This window comes from Planctomyces sp. SH-PL14 (assembly GCF_001610835.1).
Taxonomy (GTDB): Bacteria; Planctomycetota; Planctomycetia; order Planctomycetales; family Planctomycetaceae; genus Planctomyces_A.
The window spans coordinates 1,963,303-1,980,859 of record NZ_CP011270.1; the positions used below are offsets into that span (position 1 = coordinate 1,963,303).

16 protein-coding genes are annotated in these 17,557 nt (G+C 64.9%); 5 read left to right on the forward strand and 11 right to left on the reverse strand.

Going from position 1 to position 17,557, the window contains the following annotated elements:
• Positions 1 to 122 precede the first annotated feature (122 nt).
• The 8 genes from VT03_RS07615 to VT03_RS07650 all read right to left on the reverse strand — a co-directional run bounded on the left by VT03_RS07615 (position 123) and on the right by VT03_RS07650 (position 9,278).
• Positions 123 to 1,697, reverse strand: coding sequence for a ribonuclease E/G (locus VT03_RS07615; protein WP_075092437.1), 1,575 nt, complete (start codon positions 1,695 to 1,697; stop codon positions 123 to 125).
• Positions 1,698 to 2,450: 753 nt separating this feature from the next.
• Positions 2,451 to 4,208 carry a phosphoenolpyruvate--protein phosphotransferase gene (gene ptsP / locus VT03_RS07620; protein ID WP_075092438.1) on the reverse strand — a complete coding sequence of 586 codons (1,758 nt, stop codon included), beginning with the start codon at positions 4,206 to 4,208 and terminating at the stop codon, positions 2,451 to 2,453.
• Positions 4,209 to 4,329: 121 nt separating this feature from the next.
• A complete protein-coding gene (locus VT03_RS07625) occupies positions 4,330 to 4,626 on the reverse strand; it encodes an HPr family phosphocarrier protein (protein ID WP_156514346.1) in 297 nt (98 codons plus the stop codon).
• Positions 4,627 to 4,869: 243 nt separating this feature from the next.
• Positions 4,870 to 5,340, reverse strand: a complete 471-nt coding sequence (locus VT03_RS07630; RefSeq protein WP_075092440.1) for a PTS sugar transporter subunit IIA — start codon at positions 5,338 to 5,340, stop codon at positions 4,870 to 4,872.
• A 112-nt stretch (positions 5,341 to 5,452) separates the two neighbouring features.
• The gene (gene hpf, locus VT03_RS07635; RefSeq protein WP_231870622.1) at positions 5,453 to 5,788 is read right to left on the reverse strand and encodes a ribosome hibernation-promoting factor, HPF/YfiA family; all 336 of its coding nucleotides are present in this window, start codon (positions 5,786 to 5,788) and stop codon (positions 5,453 to 5,455) included.
• A gap of 178 nt (positions 5,789 to 5,966) precedes the next feature.
• Positions 5,967 to 7,469: a pyridoxal phosphate-dependent decarboxylase family protein gene (locus tag VT03_RS07640; RefSeq protein ID WP_075092441.1), complete on the reverse strand. Its 1,503-nt coding sequence runs from the start codon at positions 7,467 to 7,469 to the stop codon at positions 5,967 to 5,969.
• A gap of 127 nt (positions 7,470 to 7,596) precedes the next feature.
• Entirely contained in the window at positions 7,597 to 8,523 is a 927-nt protein-coding gene (locus VT03_RS07645) for a DNA integrity scanning protein DisA nucleotide-binding domain protein (RefSeq protein ID WP_075092442.1), read from the reverse strand.
• A 266-nt stretch (positions 8,524 to 8,789) separates the two neighbouring features.
• Entirely contained in the window at positions 8,790 to 9,278 is a 489-nt protein-coding gene (locus VT03_RS07650) for a hypothetical protein (protein ID WP_075092443.1), read from the reverse strand.
• A gap of 230 nt (positions 9,279 to 9,508) precedes the next feature.
• On the opposite strand from VT03_RS07650, the gene VT03_RS07655 reads away from it, so the two are divergent.
• The 3 genes from VT03_RS07655 to VT03_RS07665 all read left to right on the forward strand — a co-directional run bounded on the left by VT03_RS07655 (position 9,509) and on the right by VT03_RS07665 (position 13,277).
• Entirely contained in the window at positions 9,509 to 10,546 is a 1,038-nt protein-coding gene (locus tag VT03_RS07655) for an alpha/beta hydrolase family esterase (RefSeq protein WP_197489240.1), read from the forward strand.
• A gap of 438 nt (positions 10,547 to 10,984) precedes the next feature.
• Positions 10,985 to 12,196 (forward strand): PQQ-binding-like beta-propeller repeat protein, encoded by a 1,212-nt coding sequence (locus VT03_RS07660; RefSeq protein WP_075092445.1) that lies wholly within the window; start codon positions 10,985 to 10,987, stop codon positions 12,194 to 12,196.
• A 559-nt stretch (positions 12,197 to 12,755) separates the two neighbouring features.
• Positions 12,756 to 13,277, forward strand: a complete 522-nt coding sequence (locus tag VT03_RS07665) for a UvrB/UvrC motif-containing protein (RefSeq protein WP_075092446.1) — start codon at positions 12,756 to 12,758, stop codon at positions 13,275 to 13,277.
• A 120-nt stretch (positions 13,278 to 13,397) separates the two neighbouring features.
• Here the strand turns inward: VT03_RS07665 and VT03_RS07670 are convergent, their stop codons facing one another.
• A complete protein-coding gene (locus tag VT03_RS07670; protein WP_075092447.1) occupies positions 13,398 to 14,300 on the reverse strand; it encodes a fructose bisphosphate aldolase in 903 nt (300 codons plus the stop codon).
• A 326-nt stretch (positions 14,301 to 14,626) separates the two neighbouring features.
• On the opposite strand from VT03_RS07670, the gene VT03_RS07675 reads away from it, so the two are divergent.
• Entirely contained in the window at positions 14,627 to 14,842 is a 216-nt protein-coding gene (locus tag VT03_RS07675) for a hypothetical protein (protein WP_075092448.1), read from the forward strand.
• 55 nt (positions 14,843 to 14,897) lie between these two features.
• Here VT03_RS07675 and VT03_RS07680 read toward each other — a convergent pair whose 3' ends face one another.
• Entirely contained in the window at positions 14,898 to 15,920 is a 1,023-nt protein-coding gene (locus tag VT03_RS07680; protein WP_075092449.1) for a DHH family phosphoesterase, read from the reverse strand.
• A gap of 184 nt (positions 15,921 to 16,104) precedes the next feature.
• Between VT03_RS07680 and VT03_RS07685 the strand changes: the two genes are divergently transcribed.
• A complete protein-coding gene (locus VT03_RS07685; protein WP_075092450.1) occupies positions 16,105 to 16,389 on the forward strand; it encodes a hypothetical protein in 285 nt (94 codons plus the stop codon).
• A 25-nt stretch (positions 16,390 to 16,414) separates the two neighbouring features.
• Here the strand turns inward: VT03_RS07685 and VT03_RS07690 are convergent, their stop codons facing one another.
• Positions 16,415 to 17,377 carry an L-threonylcarbamoyladenylate synthase gene (locus tag VT03_RS07690; RefSeq protein WP_075092451.1) on the reverse strand — a complete coding sequence of 321 codons (963 nt, stop codon included), beginning with the start codon at positions 17,375 to 17,377 and terminating at the stop codon, positions 16,415 to 16,417.
• Positions 17,378 to 17,557 lie beyond the last annotated feature (180 nt).

Here is a 17,557-nt window from a genome sequence, read left to right on the forward strand (position 1 = left end):
CCAAGACGTCAAAATCGGTGAACGTCGGCGTTCTGCCGCAAGCTCCTGGAGCCACTGCGGTTAGGCTCACCGGCGGCAAGCCGGCCGGATGAGCCAAACGCGAAGCGGAGCAATGTAGCGAATTACGAGCGGGAATACGAGTCCCCACTCCCCAGAATCGACACCTCCTGGCCGATGTCGTTGAGGCACTTCACGACGAGGTGTTCCGGCGTGACGTTCATCCCGGTCTGGATCGTGACCGTGATCCCGTACCGCTCTTCCAGGTCAATGATGTCCCGCCGCTTGCGGTTGATCAGGAAGTCGGCGACGCGGGTGTGGCACTCCACCTGGATCCGCTTCACTTCCTCGTTGCTGGCCCGCTTCATGATCGTGCGGACCACCTCGATCGCCATGCTCTCGCCGGTCTTGACCATCCCCACGCCGCGGCAGCAGGGGCAGTCCTCATACGCGCTCCGCTTCAGCGACGGCCGGATCCGCTGGCGGGTCATCTCGATCAGGCCGAACGGGCTGATCCGCAGGACCTTCGTCCGGGCCCGGTCCCGCTCGACGCAGTCCCGCAGCTTGTTCTCGACCATCCGGCGGTGACGCTCGTCCCGCATGTCGATGAAGTCGTTGACGATCACGCCGCCTAGGTCGCGGAGACGGATCTGGCGGGCGATCTCCTTCGCCGCGGCCAGGTTCACCTGAAGCGACGTCTTGTCGGCATCGTTGTCGACGCGGTGGCTGCCGCTGTTGACGTCGATCGCCACGAGCGCTTCGGTCTGATCGATGACCAGCGATCCTCCGCCCGGGAGCGGGACGCGGCGGGACTGGATCCGGTCGATCTCTTCCTCGATGCGGTACTTGTGGAACAGCGGTTCCTTGGCCTCGTACAGCTTCACGCGGTCGACGTGTCGCGGCATGATGACTTCGACGAAGTCCCGGGCCCGCTCGTACGCCTTCGGCTCATCGATCCAGATCGTCTCGATGTCGGCCGAGAAGATGTCCCGGATCGTCCGGGTAATGAGGTCGGTCTCTTCGTAAATGTCGACCGGCGACTGCTGCTTCTCGATCCGGCGGACGATCGTCTTCCACAGCCGGAGCAGGTAGTTCATGTCCCGGACAAGATCCTCGGCGCTGCGGTCGACGCCGGCGGTGCGGACGATGAAGCCCAGCCCCTCGGGCGGATCGATCTGGCGAAGGATCTGGCGGAGCCGGCGGCGGGTCTCTTCGTCCTCGATCTTGCGGCTGACCCCCATCCGCTGGAGGCCCGGCATCAGCACGAGATAGCGGCCCGGGATGCTGACGTAGGTCGAGAGCGTCGGGCCCTTGGTGCCGATCCCTTCCTTGATGACCTGGACCAGGACTTCGCTGCCGCGGGTGAAGATGTCCTGGATCGGCGGCTTGTGGCGGGCGCTCCGCTCGTTGAACTTCGGGTTCTTGCGGTTGGCCCGCATCTCCTCTTCAGAGACGAGATGCTTGTAGTACTGGAACTCGACGTCGCTGACGTGGAGGAAGCCGTTGCGGCCGACGCCGAAATCGACGAACACCGCCTGGATGCTCGGCTCGATGTTGACGACTTTGCCCTTGTAGATGTTGCCGACGAGATTCTCGTGACTCGTCCGCTCGACGTAGAGCTCTTCCAGCACCCCATCTTCAATGATGGCGATGCGGCTCTCCTCCGGCTGGAGGACGTTGATCAGCATTTCTTTTTTCATGGGTCACCCTGTGCCTCGGACGAGATCGTCCGGTTGGGGATATTCCACGGAGGGAACATCCGGTCTGCGGCCGGACAGGGTGAGTTTCTTCGCGAAGGGCGCCCGCAAGGGACGGTCGCGAAAGGCATTCGGATTCCGGAAGGTTCAGCGCCATAGGGCGGCGGCTGGTCCCGCAAAACGCACGCGGGGCCGCGCCGGGCTGAAAAGATGCGTTCCGGGGAGCGGCAGCCGTGTAGGGCTCGCCGTTTTCCCGTCCCGCGTCGATCGAGAATGGTTCACGAATGTCCGCGTCAATCCGGTCGGTCGAGGCCAAGCAGTTCGCCACGGAGGGCGATGCCTCGAAAGAAGAACCGGGAGCGCGCGTGTCCCGCCGGCGGAACGAAGTCCGGACCGGGCAGGGTGGGGCGCTCTGCGGAAGAATCTGCACGCTGTCAGACCAGGAATGAAAACAACTGGTTCTGTCCGCCCCGGACGACAAGTCCGGAAGCGGGTCGCAAAAGTATTTCGTTGACCCGCGGACGAGAGGAACCGGCTGGTCCCCTCTCTCCGTGTCCCCCGGGGTCCCCCCGTGACGCCCTCTTCCAGCCGAGCCCGCGTGATCTGTGGTGGTCCAGGCACTCCCCTCGCGTCAACGACGTCCGGGCGAGCTGGCAATCGACTGCAATTCTTCGGCGGCTCCCGCGGCCATCGGAAAGAAACCCCGATTCAGCCCACGGTCGCCAGCAAGGACGGAAGCCCCGCCCTCGAAATCGCCTAGTAGTCGTTGTCCTGGTAGATCTTGCGGAGTTCTCCTCGAAGGAACGCCTCGATGTCCCGCGCGCTCTCCATGTGCCGGGCCCGGGCTGCGATCTCCCGGACTTGCGGCATCGTCACGCGCCCGACGAGGTCCCGGATTTCCAGAATGGCGGGAGGAGTGACGCTGAAGCGCCGCACCCCCACCCCCATCAGGAGCGGGACGAACTTCGGATCGGAACACATCTGCCCGCAGACGGTGACGGGAATCTTGTGCTCATCGCCGGCCTTCTGGACCATTTCGATGAGCCGCAAAATCGCCGGATCGGCGGCGTTGTAGTACCGGGCGACCGCCGGGTCGGAGCGGTCGGCCGCCAGAGTGTACTGGATCAGATCGTTGGTGCCGATAGAGAAGAAGTCGACTTCCCGGGCGAATTCGTCCGCCATGATCGCCGCCGATGGGACTTCAACCATCATGCCGATCGGGATCTTCCTGCGGAACGTGACGTTCTCCTCTTCGAGATCCTCGCAGACGTCCTGCACCAGCATTTTCGCCTGCCGCAGCTCCAGCAGCGACGAAACCAGCGGGAACATCAGCCAGATGTTCCCCTCGACCGCCGCCCGCAGAACCGCCCGAAGCTGCGTCTTGAACAACCGCTTGTTCGCCAGGCTGACGCGGATACTCCGCATCCCCAGCTCGGGATTGGCGAAGTCGCTGAAGTAGTCGTGCATGTTCCCGGGGATCTTGTCCGCCCCCAGGTCGAGGGTCCGGATCACGACCGGGGCGTCCCCGAACGTCCGGGCGACATGCTTGTACGCCTGGAAATGCTCGTCCTCGGTCCGCTCCTTGTGATGCCCCAGGTAGAGGAACTCGGTGCGGTAGAGACCGACCCCTTCGGCCCCCCGCTCCTGGCAGTGCTCCGCCTCCTCCGGGAACTCGATGTTCCCCAGGACGATCACGCGGGCCCCGTCCGCCGTCGTGCAGATGTCGTCGACCACCTGCCGGCTGATGAGCTGGCTGGCGCGGGCCGCCTCTTCGGCCTGGATCGCCCGGTAGCGGCCGATCGTCGCCTCGTCCGGGTCGATGTAGATCAGGCCTTCGTTGCCGTCGATAATGACCGTTTCGCCCCCTCCGCCGATCTCGGAGAGGAACTGCCCGAGGCCGACGACCGCCGGAATCTCGAGCGCCCCGGCCAGGATCGCGGTGTGGCTCGTCGGGCCGCCGACTTCGGTCGCGAAGGCCCGGATGAACTTCTTGTCGAGACTCGCGGTCTCGCTGGGGGTCAGGTTGTGGGCGAGGATGATCGCTTCGGTCTTGAGATTCGACAGCTCCTGATGCGGCTCCCCGACGAGGTGCCGCAGCAGCCGCTTTTCCAGATCCTCAAGGTCCAAAGACCGCTCGGCGATGTAGCTGTTGGAAAGGGCGCGGAGCTGACCTGCGCGTTTCCTCAGCACATTCTGCGTCGCCTGCTCAGGGGCATAGCGTCGCTTGCGGATCTGCTCTTCGATTTCCTGGACCAGCTTCTTGTCCCGGGCCAGCAGCAGATGCGCCCCGAAGATCGCGGCAAACTGCGCCCCGAGCTGCTCCGTCGCCAGGCGTTCCTGCTCGGCAATTTCCTCGCAGACCCGCTGCAAGGCGCCGTGGAGCCGGCTGATCTCGAAGTCGACGACGTCGCCGGTCAGGTAGCGGTGGGGGATCTGGAGTTCGTTCTTACCGATGAGGATCGCCGGGCCGATGGCCACGCCCGGCGAGACGGCGATCCCCTGCTTCACGAACATCCATCCATCCCTCTCCGGGGTTTGCCCCGGATGCCGAGCCGCTGGCGCGCCGACGACGCACGCTCCATGGAAACGTGGAACGGACCGGGCGGATCAAACGTTCCACCTTCGGCACCCGCCCCTACGACTCCAGCTTAAAGCCATTCTCGAAGAATCGCGAGATCTGCTCGGCCATGATTTCCGCCTGTTCTCCGGTCACGGTCAGCGAGAGCGTGGTTCCGGGCGCGGCGGCGAGCTGCAGGAGATCGAACATGGACTTGCAATCGGCCTCGTGCTGGCCGTTGGAAAGGCGGACGTCTCCCTGGAAATCCTTAATGAGGCGCACCATGAGCGAGCACGGAATCATGTGCAGGCCGTTTTCATTCACGACCGTCACAGTTCGGTTCAGGGTCATAGTCTCGCTCATCAGTGCTTCCACGACTCACCTCTCACGTTCGACCGCTCGCAACCAAAAATCAGACTGGCCCGGCATGCCTGCCGGCAAAACCCATGCCTTGAGTTCTACCCACAGGACAAAAATCTAATCTCTCGGGTTCGGCGACTCTTCGTGAGTTGGTGACTTCTCGTACAGAATCCTTTCCGTCTGAGGGGCCTGGGCTGCACCAGCCCAACCGCCTTGCGGTCCGCAAAGCGGTACGTCACGCACCGTCGGACAACATCTTCAGAACTGCTTTTCGTCGGCTTCCTGGAGCAGGTCCATGACCAGCTGCTGGCTCTTGGACTGCCGGAGGAAGTTACAAAAGTCATCGCTCTTGAGATGGCGGGTGATCGTCTCCAATGCTCGCAGATGATCCCCGGGCCGGTCGGGCGGAGAGATCAGCAGGAACACGATATGGACGTCTTCACCATCCAGGCTGGCGAACTCGAGCCCGGCGCTCGAGAGGGCCACCGTGGCGACCATCCCGTTGACGGACGCGTGCTTCGTATGCGGGACGGCGACTCCCCGGCCGATGCCGGTCGAGCCGAGCTCTTCCCGCTTCATGATGGCGGCCGCGATCGCCTCTTCGTGTTCGGCCGGGATGCGTCCCGCCTCACGAAGACTGGCGATGATCTCCCGAATGGCCGCCTCCTTGGTGGTGGCCTTCAGTTCGGGGATGATCGCATCCGCCACGACAAATTCAGTCAGTTTCATTCGTTACTCCCAGGATCCGCCAGCCCGAACCGATCCCCGAATTGCTCCAAAGTTCAACACTCGCCCGGCTTGGCAGGCGAGGAGCGCCGCGACACACCGTATGCCGGCTGGCTTATCCGCCCATGGGGGTATCCCGGCGGTGATCCTGCAGTTTCTCTTTGTACTTCTTGATCTGCTGTTCCATCTTGTGCATCGCCTGGTCGAACGCGATGTTCACTTCGGCCGCGTCGTCCGCGGCGACAAAATTGTGCTTGTGCTCGGCGTCGACCAGGATTTCGACCTTCACGCGGTCTTCCTTGGCCTTTTCATCCCCGAAGTCCACCGTCACGTTGATCGCCGTCACGCGTTCGAAATACGTCAGAAGCTTTTCCGCCTTGCGAACCATGTATTCGTGCGCGGCCGGCTTGACGGCCCCGTGACGGGACGAGACTTCGATTTGCACGTTCACCTCAGTGCTTCCAACGCGGGAGGGCGGGCGCGGCGGGGCGACACGATGGATTGTCAGCGCCAGCGAAACCGCGATTCTAGTTCCGCACCGGGCGCCGTCAATCTAGCCCCCCGCCGTGGCGCGTCGATCCCCCGCCCTCCTGCAACTCCTGCCCGTATCTCCGTTTTCCCCCGTGGGTTCAGACCGGCACTCCCGCCGCACTGAGGGCCTGCCCCGTCGCACGGACCTCATCCATCAGTCCCCGCAGATCCGATCGTGTCGTGAGCGGGTTCATGACGACCGCGCGGAGAGCCCCCACGTGATCGACCGAAGTCTGGACGAAGTAGAACCGCCCCGATTCGATGATTGTCCGCCGGATCCGGCGGTTGAACTCGCCGAGCTGCTCCTCGCTCCCCTGCCAGGCGGCGGGGCGGTAGCGGAAGACGACGATGTTCGACTCCGGCTGGAACAGCAGGTCGAAGTCGGGCGCCTCCCGCAGGTCCTCCGCAAACTCCTCCGCCCGGGCACAGGTCGCGTCGACCAGATCGCCGAAGATCCCCGGCCCCAGCAGGCTCCACAGCCCCCACACCGTGTAGGTCATGGCCCGCTTGGTGCATTCGACGGTCAGCAGCCCGAAGTCGAAATCGGCGCTCCCGGACGCAGTCGGGTCGTAGAGGTAGTGGGCCTCCTGCGCAAACGTCGCATAGCGGCGATCCGGATGGCGATGGAACACGAAGGCGCACAACGCCGGAGCGAACATCATCTTGTGGGCGTCGCAGACAAAGCTGTCTGCCCGCTCGAGCCCCTGGAGCCGATGCCGGTGCCGCTCGCTGAAGATCGCTCCGCCGCCGTGCGCGGCGTCGACGTGCATCCACACGCCGAACTCCCGGCAGACATCCGCAATGTCGCCGAGGCAATCAAACGTCCCGGTCATCGTCGTCCCCGCACACGCCACGACCGCCAGGATCGGCGTCCCCCGCGACCGCAGGTCGGCCAGCGTTGTCCGTAGCTGCGGCACATCGATCCGACGGTCCCCGTCGAGCGCCAGTGGAATCACCCGCGACGTCCCGATCCCCAGGATCCCCGCCGACCGGTCGACGCAGTAGTGCGCATCGCGATGGACGAGCAGGACGGGAGTCGGACCGGCCTCAAACCCGTTCTGCCAGACGCCGGGAAACTGAATGCTCCGCGCGGTCAGGAGAGCGGTCAGGTTCCCCAGCGAGCCGCCGTGCGTCGCAAAGCCGGTAAAACCTCCCGCCGGCAACCCGAACGCTTCCCCAAGGCGATTGACGACCGCCCGCTCGACCCCGGCGGACCACGGCCCCATCTCGTAAATCGCTGCCCCCTGGTTGGTCAGCGACGAGATCGCATCGAACACCGCGGCGAGCGGCGGCGGCGGAGCGACCTGATGGCCAATGTAGTGCCGATGATGCAGGTTGATCCCGCGATCCAGAATCGTCTGCACGAGCGTCTCAAAGCGTCTCGCGACCGCTTCAACATCCTCGCCCGGTTGCGACTCTCCCGCCCCGAGAAACTCTGCGGCCCGCGCGACGTTCTCGGCCGGAGCATTCCAGGGGAGCACCGGCCCCTCCGCCTGCTGGCTGCGAGCGAGATGCTCGGCAAACCGCTCTCCGACATGCCGCAGCACGCGCGACGCGAGTTCCGGCGAGTACGCGAGCCGGATCCGATCCGATGGGGCCATGGGGGACTAGGGTCCAGGGACGAACGACTAGGGACGAGCGACGACAGAAGAGTATTCGCCAACCGACCAAAGATTCGAGCGCCCGCCCCGGCCCTCTTCCTTCCGCCTTCAGTCTTAAGCCTTCCGCCTAATCCAGCGGCGGCTCGGTGGCGACCTCGTGCCACTTCATTGCCTGATCGAGAGGCTCGATCCGCAGGACCACGACGCCGTCCTGGAAGATCCGGACGGTCCCGGTCGATTCCGAAACCGCAATGGCGATCGCCCGGGCCGCCTTGCTGATCCCGGCCGCCGCCCAGTGCCGGGCTCCGAGGCCCTTCGAGAGGGTGATCGACTCCGCGTTCGCGTCCAGAATCCGGCCGGCCGAAACGACCTGCCCGTCGGACGAGATCACGAACGCCCCGTCGATCTGGGCCAGTTCCTTGATGCTCTCGCGGACGCGGGGATTGTGGATCATCCGCTCCTTGGCGCTGTAGCCGCGGAACGGGTCGTGAACCCCTTCGTGCGACATCTCCAGCACCTTGCGATGCTGGCCGACCACGAACAGCGTCCCGACCGCATGTCCTTCGCGCCCCTCGCGGCCGATCTCGACCGCCAGGTCGACCACGCGGCGAAGCGTATCGAGCGGGACGGAGGTCTCGAGCCGCTGCAGGTCCCGGCGGGTCAGCCGGGCCAGCCGTTCGGTGAGGCTGATGATGCTGACGGTATCGAGGGCGTCCTTGTCGAACGATGTGTAGACGGCGACCACCTTGGCCCCGGTCGGCAGCAGGTCGTCGGCGATCGCTTCGAGGAGCGCCTGGCTCACCTGGATCTGCCGGGTCTGCGGCTCATGGCTCAGGAGGACCTCGCTCAGCCCTTCTTTCTTGGCCGCCTCGACGATCTCCTGCTTGTTCGAAGCGATGATCACCGGCCGCTTCTCGAACGTCGCCCGGATCGCGCGAAAGTCGTAGACATGCTCCGCCAGGACCAGGACCGCCGCCGCCTCAATGCTGTCCGCCAGCTTGCTGGCGCCGGCCAGCAGGGCAGAAAGTTGAGGCGTGAGATCCGAACGGACCATCAGGGGGTGACTTTCGAGAGGTGCATCAGTGAGGAGGGAGGGTCCCGCTTGGCCGAGTTGCGAGACGAGATCGCAGTTTATGGAAATGCCCTAGCCCGTCAACGAGCCATTTTTCAGCAATCGGCGCAATTTCCGACCGCGGCGCGATCACCGGCTCACAGTCCGCATCCTCAGTCGCAATCGCTCCACAATGCCCCCAAACCGGGGGCCGGCACGAAGGCTCCGCTCGACGATCCAGCCCGACGGATCGCCACCAGGGCCCCTCGTCACGCCGAGTTCCGCCGCTCCTGCTCCGCCTGGGCCCGGTCTTCCGCCCAGTGGACAACATCCAGATGAACCATGTCGAACGTGGCGGTCGCTTCGTGGCACTGGAGGATCACCATCGAGGGATCGTCCTTCCACATGAACCATTCATCGTCGGACTGCGTCGGCTCCCCGAGCTTGCCGGTGAAGTAGCGGACGACCCGCCGGACCTCCGCGGCTTCGATCGTGGCCTCCATCCGCATCAGCTGGTCGCCGAGAAACTCGACGACCAGGCTCGCTGGAACGACCCCTCCGACCGACCAGCGCCCGCCGGCGGGATCGATGGCGAACCGCCGCACTCCCGCCTGCTCGTGCCAGCGGGCCTGAAGTCCGATGGCGACCGAGTCGGAGATCGCCTGGGCGAACCGCTGGCGGACCGGCTCCAGTCGGGAGATGCCGACCTGGAGACCATCGACCTCGATGGGAATCGGTTTGACCGGGAACAGCGACATCAAAACCTCGTCAACGCGGGCCGGAACCACCGCCGGGCTCGATTCTGAAGGGCGACGGACAATTCGCCAACCGCGAAAGGCCGAATCCGGCGAAGAGGGGAGAACATGGCCCAATCCCGGCAGGATTTGCGCCACGGCGGCCGCCGATGCCCCTTTTTCGGGCTCCTCCGCGTAAAATTCCCCACCTCCTGGCGTATCCTCCGGGAGCGGAGTTCCTCAGGGAGTTACCCGTGCTGAGACCGATCGGATCGCTCGCTGCCGGACTGGGTCTGTTAGCCGGACTTGCCGCCGCTCCCCAATTGCCGGCGGCCGACAAAGCGGCCCCGCAGCTCACCTCCGGCCCCTCGAGCGAGAGTCCGAAGGCTCCCCGCGTTCGAAAGCGGAACGGAACGAACCGCGACGTCTCGCTCACCCACGCGGGCCTCGAACGCGTGGCGATCCTGCATCTTCCCTCCGCGCCGGAACCGGCCAAGCCGCGGCCGCTCGTGATTGTCCTGCACGGACTGATGACGACGGCGGCGATGACGCAGGCAATGACCCGCTTCGATCAGGTCGCGGACGAGCACGATTTCCTCGTCGTCTACCCGGACGGCGTCGGCAAGATGTGGCGGTTCTGGGAAGGGACGGGCCGCAAGCCCCCTAACCGGGACCTGGAGGTCGTGGACGACCCCGGCTACCTGCTGCACCTCGTCGACACGCTTGCCGAAGAGAAGCTGATCGACCGCCGCCGGGTCTACATGACCGGGTTTTCGAACGGCGGGTTCATGGCCAACCGCATGGCGTGGGAGTACGGGGACCGCATCGCCGCGATCGCCTCGGTCGCCGGCTCGATCCCCAACCAGCTTCTCGACGCCAAGCCGGTCCGGCCGGTCCCGACGCTGCTGATCCACGGCACGGAGGACGCGATCGTCGACTTTGGCGGATCGCAGAAGTTCGGCCGCGGGACGCAGTTCGTCGGGGCCCGGGACGTGGCAAAGTGGTGGGCCGGCAAGAACCACTGCGGGAGTCCCGAGGCGACGCTCCTGCCGAACACCTGCGACGACGGCACGCTGGTCCGTCAGGTCCGTTATCCGGCGGGGGCCTCAGGAGGTGAGGTCTGCCTGCTGGAGATCACGGGCGGCGGGCACACCTGGCCGGGGAAGGTGATTCTCCCGAAGGCGATCGTCGGCACGACCTGCCAGGACTTCAGTGCGTCGGAAGCGATCTGGGAGTTCTGCTCAAAGCAGGCGTTGCCTGAGGAGAAGGCGAAAGCCCCCGGGGCCCAATAGCGGCGCCGACCACGTCCTTGCCGGCACGGTGCTGCTCGCTCAAACCCAATGTGCCACGGCAGCCTGGGGTCAAGGGGGCCTGTGTTGTTTTCTTGGCCCCCTTGCCGCCGGAGGCACTCCTGTGATTAACCGTGGGATACAACGGACGTCCCCTTTGTGGGACCGGCGTTGAAGACTCACCACTCGCTGTGGAATTCCCGCGGATTGGTGAGGGGGCATCTGGCACGGTGTCCGCGTTTGGACACGCACTTCTTCAGACACCTCTCGACGAGAGGGCCTCCGGCGGGCAAGAGGGCGTTGCCCCCTTGCATCCCCCACCAGGGTGCCCCTGGACCCGGTGAGACCAAGCCTTCTTTCGCGGCATGGCGGGTCATATCCGAGAGGAGTAGACTCTGGTTTCCGCCGGTCATCCCCCCACAGATCTCGGAGATTGTCTCAATGCGACTCTTCGCATCGGTTGCCACGCTGATGGCTGCGGCGCTCCTCTCCCTCTCGGTCCACGGCGACGAATGGCCGCGCTTTCGCGGTCCCCAGGGGAATGGATTCAGCCCGCTCAAGGGAGTCCCCGCCACCTGGACGGAGTCGGACTTCGAGTGGAAGGTCGAGCTTCCGGGAGTCGGTCACTCCTCCCCGATCGTGTGGGGAAACAAGCTGTTCCTGACGACCGGAACCGAAGACGGCGACCGCAGCATGCGGTGCCTCGACGCCCTCACCGGTAAGGAGCTGTGGAGCGACACCGTCAAGCTGGGAGCCAATCCGCTCCACAAGAAGAACAGCTACGCCTCGGGCACGCCGACCGCTGACGAAGAGCGGGTCTACATCAGCCATGCGGACACCGGACAGTATGTCGTCATCGCGTATACGCACGCCGGCGAGAAGATCTGGTCCGAGGACCTGGGGCCCTTCGTAGGGCAGCATGGCCAGGGAATGTCGCTCCTCATCTTCAAAGACCTGCTGATCGTTCCGAACGACCAGGACGGCCCCAGCTCGATCGTGGCCCTGAACCGGAAGACCGGGAAGCGGGTGTGGGCCAACGACCGCCCCTCCCGCGAAGTCTCCTATTCCACACCGTTCGTCTTCGACAAGGGGCCCAAGCCGCAGCTCATCTGCGCCAGCGGCGTCACCGGGATCACCGGCCTGGACCTCGATTCCGGCAAGACGCTCTGGAGCAGCGCCCCGATGGACAAGCGAACGGTCGGATCGCTAGTCGAGGCGGGTGGGTTCGTCTTTGTGACCTGCGGCTCGGGCGGCCGCGGAAGCCTGATGCTGGGGATCAATCCTCTCGCTCCCGATTCGAACCCGATCGGACTGACGAAGGGGATGCCTTACGTCCCGACGCCGGTCGGTAAGGGGGATCTCCTGTTTCTGTGGACGGACGATGGCTTCGCGGCGTGTCTCGATGTCGCCAGCCGTCAGGAGATCTGGCGGAAGCGAGTCAGCGGGAACTACAGCGCCTCGCCGATCCTGATCGACGACAAGATCTACGCGGTCGGGGAAGATGGGCAGGTGGCGGTTGTGGCGGCGAACCGGGAGTTCGAGCTCTTCGGCAAGAGTCCGATTGGGGACAACTCGTTCTCGACGCCGGCGGTCGCCAATGGCCGTGTGTATTTCCGTGGGTTTCATACGCTCGCCTCGCTGAAGGCGAAGTGACCGCCCCCATTCACGGGACGGTAATCCCGGATTGCGCCCCATCCGGGTCCAGGGGCACCCTGGTGGGGAGTGCAGAGGGGCAACGCCCCTTTGCCCGCCGGAGGCCGTCTCGTCGAGAGATCTCTGAAGGAGAGAGTGTTCAAGCGCGGACAACGTGCCGTATGCCCGCTCACCAACCCGCCCAGATTCCAGGGCGAGCGGTGAGTTCTCGACGCCGGTTCCACAAAGGGGACATCCGTCGTTTACCACGGTTCCTCATGGAAGTGCCTCCGGCGGCAAGGGGCCAGAAAACAACACAGGCCCCCTTGCCCCCAGGCTGCCGTGGCACATTGGGTTTGAGCGAGCAGCACCGTGCCGGCGAGGATGCGGTCCGAGCCAGCGGGACACGACATTTCGCCTCCTCGCCTGTCGACTGCCCGCTCCCGACAGCATTCCACCTGCGAACTTCGCCGACGCGAACCGTTGACGCAAAATCGCTTATTCACTGCACTGACCTCGCTGTTTAGAATTCGAAGCAACCCGGTCCAACAAGACCCCCTTCCAACGCAGCGTGCCCCCCATGAAGAAGTGCCAGGAGTGTCCGAAACCGGCCACCTTGCATATCACCGAGATCCGCGAGGGCGACGTCCAGGCGATCCACCTCTGTGAATCGTGCGCGCAGAAGTACCTCTCCAACGTGGAAGTCGGTGGAACGGCCCCCGTCGCCCCGGCCACCGAAGAGAGCGACGAAGGACCCGGCCAGGCGGAAAAGGAATCGAGCGAGGCAGACGAGAAGACCTGCCCGATGTGCCAGATCACGTTCAAGCAGTTCCGCGGCATCGGTCGCCTCGGCTGCCCGCACTGCTACGAAGCGTTCCACGACGAACTCCTCCCACTGCTGGAAAGCATCCACAACGGCGAGACGCAGCACGTCGGCAAGTCCCCCTCGCAGTCTCCGGCCGAGAACCAGCGGAACCACGAGCTGATCCGCCTCAAGTCCGAACTCCGTGACGCGATCAGCAACGAGCAGTACGAAGTGGCGGCCCGCCTCCGCGACCAGATCCAGGTGCTGGAAAAGGCCGAAGCCGAAAAGACCGTTTGACGCCCCCGTGGACTGCGCGGAGTCGTGCTTCGGGCGATCGCAAGGGCAACGAAGGCCTGAATCGCCGCTGAGAACCTCGTTCCCGGCGGCGATGCTTGAGCCACTCCCAAGCCGCCTGCCTCAATTCGACGGTTGCTGCGCGTCGAAAACACTCTGGATGGACCGGTCCAGAACGGCGTTGAACTCGGCATCGGACTGCTGGGCCGAGAGTCCCTGGAGGAGCGCGCGGGAGAAACTCGCCACGACGCCGTGATTCTTTCGCAACCGGCTGTTGGCTTCGTCCCGTGAGTAACCGCCGGACAGGGCGACGACCCTCAGGACATGGGGGTGTCGGACCAGATCGGTATAGAAGCCGTCCTGCTCCGGCAACGTCAACTTGAGCATCACCCATTGCCCCGGCGGCAATCGGCCGAGCTCCTCCTGCAGCGCCGCCTTCAGCAGGCTTTCGGCCTCGGCCTTGTCCGGGGAATGAATGTCGACCTCCGGCTCGATGATCGGGACGAGGCCCGCGTCACAGATCGTCTGCGCCAGCTCGAACTGCTGACGGACGACCGTCTGGATGCCGGCGGCGCTGGCCCGCTTAATCACGGAACGCATCTTCGTTCCGAAGATCCGCTTCTGCTGCGCCTTGGCCAAGAGTCCGGCCAGTTGCGGGATCGGCTTCATCAGCTGGACACCATCGGCTTCCGGCGCCAGCCCCTTGTCGATCTTGAGGAAGGGGACGATCCGTTTGACGTTCCAGAGATAGTCCGCGGTCGGCTGCCCCTCGACCTCTCGGTCCATGGTGTCCTCGAACAGGATCGCGCCGATCAGCCGATCCCCGTCGAAACTCGGACTGACGATGAGGCGGGTCCGCATCTGGTGGACGATCGCGAACATTTCCGCGTCGTTCGCCCACGCGTCTTTCTCGACTCCATACGCCTGAAGCGCGCTGGGGGTGCTGCCCCCGCTCTGATCCAGCGCGGCGATGAAGCCGCGACCGGACTGCATCTTCTGACGTTGTTCTTCGTTGCGGATGACCATGGTCCCGATCACTCCTTCCACCTGGGTCGGACGGCTGAAAGCATTGCCGAGGCGGCCACGCGGCGAGCCGACGAAGGTGGGCCCTCGTTGAGTTACTGCGAGTTGAGTACCTGCGCGGCGCCGCGTTGAGGATATCCGGCAGGAGGTTTCGCAACAAAGCGGCGTGAAATCGCGACCGCGCTTGGTAAAAGCACAGCGCGGGACCTTTTGATGGCCAAGGTCTCGCGGCGTCCCTGAAGACATCTGGAAACAGCGGCAGAATCGGGGAGAATTCTGGCAAGGGGCGTCAATGACGCCCGGTCACTTGCCTATGGGAGCCATGATCGATGGAGATCCCATTTCACTGCCGAAACTGCGGCCACCGGTTCTCTCCGAACCGCGTTCTCGGCACGCGCTGCCCGAAGTGCCAGTACTACGTGGAGCCGCCACGGTTGAGCTTTGCCCAAACCATCGGCCTGATCCTGGTTGGGCTGGCCGTCTATGGATTTACGACGGGCCTGTTCTCGCCAAAGCCGTTCGTGCAGGGAATCCACACCGAGTGAGCCGCCGTCACGTCAGCCAGTCCCCACACTGCGGCGTTCGCCTGCAGGCACTCCATCACTCCGCGGCAGCCGGCTCTGATGCGACGGTGGCCTGCGGCGGCAACGCGGCCTTCATCGCCCCCAGAACCGTCTCCAGTGCCTTCGCGAACGGCCCCGGCAACATCGCCCCCGACGCCTGCCGGTGCCCCCCCCCGCCAAACTGCTCCGCCACCTTCGCCACGTCCATCCCGGTCCGGCTCCGGAAGCTGCACTTGAACTGCGTCGACTGCTGCTCGACCAGGATGAACGCACACTGCGTCCCGTTGATCGTCAGACAGTCGTTGACCAGGTCCTCCGTGTCCGACGGATGACTCCCCGTCTCCTCAAAGTCCTTCCGCATCACGTAGGTGTAGGCCAGCCGCCCCTCGGCCTCGACCGTCACCCGGCTCAAGATCCGCCCGTGCAGCTTCAGCCGCGCCAGCGACGATTTCTCATAGAGCTCCCGATAGATCACGCTGGGCTGAGCCCCCAGATCCACGAGTCGCGCCGCCGTCTTTAGCGTCCGCGACTCGGTATTCGGAAACCGGAACCAGCCCGTATCGGTCGCGATCGCCGAGAACAGGGCACTGGCCTGCGCGGCCGTGGGCGTCACGCCGAGCGCCTCGGCCAATTCGGTAATCAGAACCCCGGTGGCCGAGGCAGTCGTATCCTTGAACTCGACCGCCCCCAGGTCGTCCGAGCTGACGTGGTGATCGATAACCACCTTCTTGGCGGTCGTCTTCTCCAGGACCTTCCGCAGATCGTGAAGCTGAGCCCAGGCGCTCGTGTCCGCCACGATGTGCACGTCCGTGTCGCACGCCTGCTCGACCGAGACCCCCTCCCCCAGCTTCTGGATCCGCTTCTCGGGATCCAGAAAGGCGAGGTGATCCGGACTGGCCGACGGATTGATGATCCGAACAGTCTTTCCCAAGGCCTCTAGGATCCCCGCGAGCCCCATTTCGGAGCCGAGGGCGTCCGCGTCCGGCCGGACATGGCTGGTCAGCACGAATCGTTGATTCGCCTTCACGATGTCAACGAGCGGCATCCAGTCAATCGGCATCGGTCATTCCTTGGGGCCGCAGGCACAGGGCCCGCAGCGGCAAACGGTTTACAAAGCGGCATCGCAGTGTTTCGAACGGCATTCTATACCGCAAGTAAGCAGGGGCGGGGATCGGGAAGTGCAATCGTCGCGGCCGCCCCCCGCTATAATCCGGAAGCTCCTCTCGCCGACTTCAGGTTCCTTGATGTCCGACACTTCGCCCCCGGCTCCCGAGCCGCAGGACCGCCGCGTCTACATTCCCGAGCCGGAGGGCTGGAAGGCACGGATCAAAATCGGCTGGGACAACGACTACTGCTACGCCAAGTCCCCCGGCCAGGACTACTTTCATCTGCTGCTCAACGGCGAAGTCTATATCCAGAAAGAGCACGAGAAGTTCTGCCTGACCTGCGCCCTGCGGCTGGGCCTCGTCACCTCCGACCGGCTCTACTGGCAGAACGGCGTCCGCCCCCCCAGGAAAGATCCCCTGTAGGGAGTTTTCCCCCGCAGCCCCGTGCTCACTTCGCCGCCCGGCGAAGCCGGTCGTTGATCGCCCGCCCCAGCCCCCGCTCGGGACAGAGACGCGCCGCAATCCGCCGCACGTCGGCCATCGCGTCCAGCCGCCGCATCGCTGCGAACAGGTTCGAGGCCCCCTCTGCCAGATCTCCGGCGGCGCTGAGCACCTCGACCGCCGCGAACCGCCCCGGCTCCCGCACCGGCTCCAGCGACAGGACCCCGACTTCGCCCGGATCCGCCAGCCCCTCGAACGAGTCGACGATCGTCACCAGCGCCCGAGGAGCGTAGTGCGACGGGAGCATACCGGGCGCGAGCTGAGCCCCTTCGTGCGAGGCCCGGTCCGGCATCGCAACGAGCCCGGCGACCGCCTCAATCGACTCCAGGGGAACGCCGCCGGGCCGGAGCATCGTCAGTCGGCCGTCGTCGCCGACGTGGAGAATCGTCGACTCCACCCCGACGCGGCACGGCCCCCCGTCGAGGATCAGGTCAATCCGATCCGCAAGTTGTTCCGCGACATGCTGGGGCGTCGTCGGGCTGACCCGGCCGAAGAGATTCGCGCTCGGCGCCGCGAGCGGCAGCCCGGAGGTCCGCAGGAGATCCTGGGCGACCGGATGGTCCGGGATGCGGATCGCCACGCTCGGCAGTCCGGCGGTGACGAGATCCGGCACGCACTCCCGCTTCGGAAGCACCAGCGTCAGCGGCCCGGGCCAGAACCGCTCCATCAACGCTTCGGCCCCCTCCGGAATCCGGGTGACGAGCCCCTCGACCTGTTCGCGGCGGGCCACATGGACGATCAGCGGATCAAAATGGGGCCGGTTCTTCGCCTCGAAGATCCGGGCGACCGCCTGCGGATCGAGCGCATGCGCCGCGAGGCCGTAAACGGTCTCGGTCGGAATCGCGACCAGCCCCCCGAGGCGAATGACTTCGGCGGCGCGGACAACATCGGTGGTGATCGAAGCGGACACGAGGAAAGGGAGTGGACTCGGGTGTCTGGGATTTCGGATCCAGGGAAGCGGACGGCGGGGCCGGTTCCGGTCTCCTGAATCCCAGATCCTAACTCCTCGCCCCGGATTCCTCTCCCTCCCGGAACCGGAACGGGTTGCATACAGTCATTGACTCCTTACCGAGTTGTCGTCGTCCCGGAA

Excerpts from the sequence above, each read along its gene's own strand:
- VT03_RS07615 (WP_075092437.1), bottom strand. The coding sequence starts at position 1,697 with ATGAAAAAAGAAATGCTGATCAACGTCCTCCAGCCGGAGGAGAGCCGC.
- ptsP (WP_075092438.1), bottom strand. The coding sequence starts at position 4,208 with ATGTTCGTGAAGCAGGGGATCGCCGTCTCGCCGGGCGTGGCCATCGGC.
- VT03_RS07630 (WP_075092440.1), bottom strand. The coding sequence starts at position 5,340 with ATGAAACTGACTGAATTTGTCGTGGCGGATGCGATCATCCCCGAACTG.
- VT03_RS07640 (WP_075092441.1), bottom strand. The coding sequence starts at position 7,469 with ATGGCCCCATCGGATCGGATCCGGCTCGCGTACTCGCCGGAACTCGCG.
- VT03_RS07645 (WP_075092442.1), bottom strand. The coding sequence starts at position 8,523 with ATGGTCCGTTCGGATCTCACGCCTCAACTTTCTGCCCTGCTGGCCGGC.
- VT03_RS07650 (WP_075092443.1), bottom strand. The coding sequence starts at position 9,278 with ATGTCGCTGTTCCCGGTCAAACCGATTCCCATCGAGGTCGATGGTCTC.
- VT03_RS07660 (WP_075092445.1), top strand. The coding sequence starts at position 10,985 with ATGCGACTCTTCGCATCGGTTGCCACGCTGATGGCTGCGGCGCTCCTC.
- VT03_RS07665 (WP_075092446.1), top strand. The coding sequence starts at position 12,756 with ATGAAGAAGTGCCAGGAGTGTCCGAAACCGGCCACCTTGCATATCACC.
- VT03_RS07670 (WP_075092447.1), bottom strand. The coding sequence starts at position 14,300 with ATGGTCATCCGCAACGAAGAACAACGTCAGAAGATGCAGTCCGGTCGC.
- VT03_RS07675 (WP_075092448.1), top strand. The coding sequence starts at position 14,627 with ATGGAGATCCCATTTCACTGCCGAAACTGCGGCCACCGGTTCTCTCCG.
- VT03_RS07680 (WP_075092449.1), bottom strand. The coding sequence starts at position 15,920 with ATGCCGATTGACTGGATGCCGCTCGTTGACATCGTGAAGGCGAATCAA.
- VT03_RS07685 (WP_075092450.1), top strand. The coding sequence starts at position 16,105 with ATGTCCGACACTTCGCCCCCGGCTCCCGAGCCGCAGGACCGCCGCGTC.